Below are 1,016 nucleotides of genomic sequence, written 5' to 3'. Positions count from 1 at the left end.
CCGGCTCCCTGCCCCTTGAACTTCAGCAGCAGGGGATGGTGATGGGGCAGTCGCTCTTCCGGGCGGGCATCGTCGTAGCCGCTTAGACCCCGTTCCTCCCACAGAACCGCGCCGCGGATAGCGTGGTAGACTCGCCAGTCAGCATCGCTGGCAACGCGAATGAGGGCGTCGTCCATCGAACAAGATTAGCATGTGGACTACCGCTTCCCATCTCGCCTGATCGAATGTCAGCTTCCTAAACAAGACCGAAGGGGCAAATTCGACCCGTTGCGGACGTTCGCAGTTGGACCGCAAAGTCCTGGAAGCGGTCGTTTATGGGCACTATGGCGCGGCGACCGCCAACCCTCCAGATGATCAGCGTTCAACCATCCAGCCACGTGGCGAGACCGTCCAGCGTCTGCAGCCCATACTCCACCGCGCCGAAACCGACGACCACCTGGCGACGTTCGCGGCTTGGGTGAAGCTGGCGCATGGTCAGCACGGTCTTGCCGTCGGTCTGCTCATCGAAGGTAACCGTCATGTAGAAGCGCTCCGGGTCGTTGGCGTCCGGGGTACCATAGTCCACCACGATCAGCTCGTTCGGCACGATCTTCAGGAAGCGCATGAGATTGGGGAAGCGCTGCTTTTGGCCCTCGAACACGCCCACCATGTCGAAGCGCCATTCCCCGCCTTCGCGGATATCGGCCTTGTGGTTCTCGATGTTGAGGCCAGCCGGGCCGTACCACTGCGCCAGCGCTTCCGGGTCCATCCAGGCGGCGAAGACCTTATTGCGCGGGTGCTTCAGCACCTTGACCAGCACGATCTCACGGTCGAGCGACCAGGTCTCAAACAGCTTTTCCATCGTCGTTCTCTTCCGCCTTGTCCAAATAAGTTTCCAGCCGGTCGAGCCGCTCGGCCCAGCGTCGGCGCTCCGCTTCCATCCAGTCTGCCGCCTCGGCGAAGCGCGCCCGCTCCAGCCGGCACCAGCGGCTGCGCCCGCGCTTCTCGCTGGCGATCAATCCGCAATCCTCCAACAC

1 protein-coding gene and 1 pseudogene are annotated in these 1,016 nt (G+C 62.6%); both read right to left on the bottom strand.

Features of this window, described 5'->3' with window-relative positions:
* Nucleotides 1–361: 361 nt before the first annotated feature.
* Nucleotides 362–841 (bottom strand): SRPBCC family protein, encoded by a 480-nt coding sequence (locus AC1D34_RS37945; RefSeq protein ID WP_441480414.1) that lies wholly within the window; start codon nucleotides 839–841, stop codon nucleotides 362–364.
* A pseudogene (locus tag AC1D34_RS37940) lies at nucleotides 825–1,016 on the bottom strand (ArsR/SmtB family transcription factor); the annotation flags it as partial. The pseudogene AC1D34_RS37940 and the gene AC1D34_RS37945, both read right to left, overlap by 17 nt.

It is taken from the genome of Allobosea sp. P1_A7, assembly GCF_056406775.1.
This window is presented reverse-complemented; position numbering and strand designations above follow the sequence as displayed.

Bases quoted from the DNA above. Each gene is read 5' to 3' on its own strand.
- AC1D34_RS37945 (WP_441480414.1), bottom strand. From the start codon at position 841: ATGGAAAAGCTGTTTGAGACCTGGTCGCTCGACCGTGAGATCGTGCTG.